The sequence below is a fragment of the Ruminococcus sp. CAG:330 genome (assembly GCF_000437175.1).
In the GTDB taxonomy this organism is placed as follows: Bacteria; Bacillota; Clostridia; order Oscillospirales; family Ruminococcaceae; genus Ruminococcus_C.
This window is the reverse complement of the sequence record NZ_FR897990.1, coordinates 1-3808: the sequence shown is the minus strand read 5'-3', so window position 1 is coordinate 3808 and position 3808 is coordinate 1. Positions and strand designations below refer to the sequence as shown.

The 3808-nt window shown below is 55.2% G+C and carries 6 protein-coding genes; 5 read left to right on the top strand and 1 reads right to left on the bottom strand.

The window, feature by feature from the left end:
- Nucleotides 1-77: 77 nt before the first annotated feature.
- From QZL66_RS01120 to crcB, 5 genes are all read left to right on the top strand, one after another.
- Entirely contained in the window at nucleotides 78-1508 is a 1431-nt protein-coding gene (locus QZL66_RS01120; RefSeq protein ID WP_022409932.1) for a hypothetical protein, read from the top strand.
- Nucleotides 1509-1638: 130 nt separating this feature from the next.
- Complete coding sequence (locus tag QZL66_RS01115; RefSeq protein WP_022409931.1) at nucleotides 1639-1986, top strand: hypothetical protein; 348 nt, start codon at nucleotides 1639-1641, stop codon at nucleotides 1984-1986.
- Nucleotides 1987-2060: 74 nt separating this feature from the next.
- Nucleotides 2061-2372 carry a hypothetical protein gene (locus tag QZL66_RS01110; RefSeq protein ID WP_022409930.1) on the top strand — a complete coding sequence of 104 codons (312 nt, stop codon included), beginning with the start codon at nucleotides 2061-2063 and terminating at the stop codon, nucleotides 2370-2372.
- A 40-nt stretch (nucleotides 2373-2412) separates the two neighbouring features.
- Nucleotides 2413-3099 (top strand): formate/nitrite transporter family protein, encoded by a 687-nt coding sequence (locus QZL66_RS01105; RefSeq protein ID WP_022409929.1) that lies wholly within the window; start codon nucleotides 2413-2415, stop codon nucleotides 3097-3099.
- Nucleotides 3100-3181: 82 nt separating this feature from the next.
- Nucleotides 3182-3559 carry a fluoride efflux transporter CrcB gene (crcB, locus tag QZL66_RS01100; protein WP_022409928.1) on the top strand — a complete coding sequence of 126 codons (378 nt, stop codon included), beginning with the start codon at nucleotides 3182-3184 and terminating at the stop codon, nucleotides 3557-3559.
- A 36-nt stretch (nucleotides 3560-3595) separates the two neighbouring features.
- Here the strand turns inward: crcB and QZL66_RS01095 are convergent, their stop codons facing one another.
- Entirely contained in the window at nucleotides 3596-3757 is a 162-nt protein-coding gene (locus QZL66_RS01095; RefSeq protein ID WP_022409927.1) for a hypothetical protein, read from the bottom strand.
- Between the last annotated feature and the right edge of the window lie 51 nt (nucleotides 3758-3808).

Sequence of the window (3808 nt, the reverse complement as noted above, 5' to 3'; positions counted from 1 at the left end):
CGAAAAGACGTAGATAGACGCCTATGAACACGAGCTTTCAGCGTGAAAAAAATATTTCCGGAAGGAGCAACAAACACATGGAGTGCTATCGAATTCATATGGGAAAAGCCAAGTGCGCCGTCGATCTGGGGGACGGCAGCGAGCGTGGCGAATACGTCAATCAGGATTACATTCTGTCCAAGCTGGGCAGACCCCACCGCAGCATCAGTCTGATGTACTGCTATTATCCGCTGGATGCGGGCTGGCCGGGACGTGCCAGCGTGGTGCACGCCAGTCCGGATGTCAGCTTTGCATGGGATTTTCCCTATGACGATTACTTCACCTATAAGGGCGGACTGGGCGGCAGCACCGAGGGCGAGCCGTTCGAGTACATGCGGGAGATCCGCCGCCACGGACAGGATGTCAGCCTGACGCTGACCATCGACCCCCACGTGTCCGACGAGCACCTCGCTGCCATCGGAGAGGATCTGCGCCCGTTCGGACGGGTGTTCCTGCGCATCAACCACGAGGCGACCGGCAACTGGTTCTCGTTCAACAAGCGCTGCACCTATCAGGAAGTGGCGGATTTCTTCGTCCGTGCCAGCCGTATCATCAAGGAACATGCGCCCAACGTCCAGACCATCATCTGTATCGGCGGCATCGAAGACCTCGCCAAGGAGGAGATGGAGAAGGAGAAGGAGTTCGCCCAGACCATTCCGGTAGCGGACATCTGGTCGGTGGACAAGTATATGGCGCTCCACTGGGGCTGGCCATATGATGTGGCAGAACACGGCGGAAACTCCCACAGTCGCAGCACCGTTGCTGACACCTACGAAAAGACCAAGCGCAGCTTCGAGCGCTTCCGCCACCTGAACGGCGGTGCGGCAAAGCCCATGACCATGGCGGAGTTCAACGCAGACGGCGATGTCACCGGCCCTTATGAGCAGGCAGACATGGTGCGGGAATTCTGCGATAAGCTGGAGACAGAACAGGCGGACTGGTTCAGCGCCTTTACGTTCTACCAGTTCCGTGACCGTGGCAGACTGGGACTGGAAATCGAAGACCCCAACAATGCCGAGGTGGGCATTGCGCAGCCGGTGCTGGAAACCTATAAGGAGATCATCCACCGGGATTGGTTCAGCCCGCAGATCACCCGTCAGGAGGGCGAAGCTGCACTGCCGCTGACCCTGCGCTGGAGCAATTCCGAGGATGCCGAGGGCGTGGCAATTCCGCTGCACTTCGAGAAGAATCCTACCTTCTGCGAGGCGGTCTTTGAGGATGAGAGCAACCTGATGCTGGAGCTGAACGGCAAGTGGTTCTATAAGGCACCGGGCACCAGAACTGTGGATATGATGGCTGCGTTCTTTGAGAAGCCGCTGCAGGGTGAGACAGACCTGACACTGAAGATCTTCGCACCGCCGGCAACGGGGGAGAACGACCTCTCGCAGGAGGATGGCATGTTCCACTGCGACACCACCCTCACTAGCCTGCCCAAGGTGCGCATCCGGTTCGAACCGGTGGAAAAATAATCCGGCGGAAATTTTTGAGAAAAATTCCCTTGACAAAAATTGATTCATCCTGTATAATTTAAATAACGAGATTATCAAGGGCTTGTTATGATGACGATATCAGCAGCCCGGAAACAGGAGAATCATAGAAATGGGATTATTCGACAAAGTCAACCAGATGAGCCGCAGCGTGTCTGAGAGCTCCAAGAATGCAGCAGAAACCAGCAACCTGAAGAAGAAGATCGCCTACGAGCAGGAGCGGATTCAGGAGCAGCTGCAGGAAATCGGCCGTCTGTTCTACGAGAATCCGGACGGCGACCACAAGGCAGAGCTGGAAGTTTGCGCAGACATCGACGACAGAAAGCGCCGGATCGAGAGCATGCGCAGCGACCTCACCTCCATGAAGGGCGTTCGGGTCTGCAGCAAGTGCGGTGCACGGTTTGACGAAAAGTATGCCTTCGCATTCTGCGGCCAGTGCGGCGCAAAGCTGGAGGACTAATCACAAGAGCATAGCAGCAGCACATGCCCGCCTTGGGGGTGTGCTGTTTTTGTGTGCATACAGGAGGGAAAAACATGCAGCCAGAGTATTGCTTTGATTGGGCGAGCGTGCACGTGCCGGCATCGGCAGTGATCGCCCTGATGCGGAAGCACCGGAATGACGGCGTTTCGATTTTGTTTCACTATGCGCAGGGACTCTATAAGGTCGGCGTAGATCCCGGCAACGCAAGAGAACCGTTTTATATGGATGAGGATACCTATCCGTCCATGTTTGCTTTTTGCAGCTGCGCCTGCATCGAGGGCGGATTTCTTCTGCCGGACTTGCAGGACAAGCTGGACATCCTCTCGGTAAACGACGGAGATCCGGCAGCGTATTTTGCGGATTAAAGTATTTTGCGGATTAAATATATATGGAAGGAAGTTTGGTATGGAAACAGCAAAAAAGAAAAACCGGTGGCTCTCTTTTTTCGTAGACGGCGTGCTGTCCGGTCTGATGATCGGCACAGGCGGGATTGTCAGTCTGTCCTGTGACAACCGGTATCTGGGGGCATTTTTATTCTCGCTGGGGCTGTTCTGCATTGTGCAGTTCCGGTACGGACTGTACACCGGAAAGGTGGGCTATATTCTGGATCGGGATCTGCCCTATCTGGCGGAGACTTTTTTCACACTGCTCGCCAATGCCGTCGGCGCAGCTGCCATGGCAGGACTGGTGCACCTGACGAGATTCGCACGGGACACAGCGGTCACGGGAATGGATGTGACGCTGATGGATCGGGCGCAGGCATCCATGTCGGCGAAAATGGGCGACCATCTTTGGAGCGCATTTGTGCTGGCGATTTTCTGCGGCATCATGATGTTCTCCGCCGTGGAGGGCTCCCGCCGCTGTCAGGAGAGCAAGAACACCGTTGCCGGACTGTTTGTCATCGTAATGCCCATTATGGTGTTCATTCTCTCCGGCTTCAACCACTGCGTTGCGGATATCTTCTACTATTTCCTGGCAGGCTGTCCGGATCCCGGCCGTGCGCTGCTGTATTTCCCGGTGGTCATTCTGGGCAATCTGGTGGGCGGTATTCTGATCCCGTTCCTGAAGCGTTTCTCGAACCAGCCGCTTTAACCATCGCTTTTCCGGATAAAATTCAGGCAATGCCGCACATGAGAAATCGTGTGCGGTTTTTTCGAAAAAGGAGGACGTATTTATGGCATGGCTATCTTTTCTCTTGGTGGGCTGCGGCGGTGCGCTGGGTGCAGTGCTGCGGTATGCCATCGGCTTGATTCCGGTTCGGAGCGAATTTCCGGTGCTCACCCTCTGCATCAACTTTTTCGGTGCTGCAGCAATCGGACTGATTGCGGAGACGGCTGCGGGACAGCAGCTCTCCGCCCGGAGCACACTCTTCTGGAAAACGGGCGTTTGCGGCGGTTTTACCACGTTTTCCACCTTTTCTCTGGAGGCGGTGACGCTGTTTCAGGGAGGCAAGTGGGGTCTGGGCAGTTTGTATGTGCTGCTGAGTGTCGCCGGCTGTTTTGGCGGTGTGCTTCTGGGAAAGCTGCTGCACCGCTGGCTCTTTGCAGTGTGAAAACAGGGGGAACACAGATGGAAGAGCAGCTTCGCATCACACTGGGCGGTGGAGCATGTGCTCCGGAGCAACGGACAAAAGCTTTTGAATATACAGGAACAGCACTCGGAACAGCGGCAGTATCCCATTCATTACACCGCCGGCGGAGCGAGGCAGCAGGAGCGTGGGGAGAATGGATTGCAGTTTGATTGATTTCATAAACAGAATCTCCATAAAAATAAGAACCTGTCTTCACAAGAAATATATGTG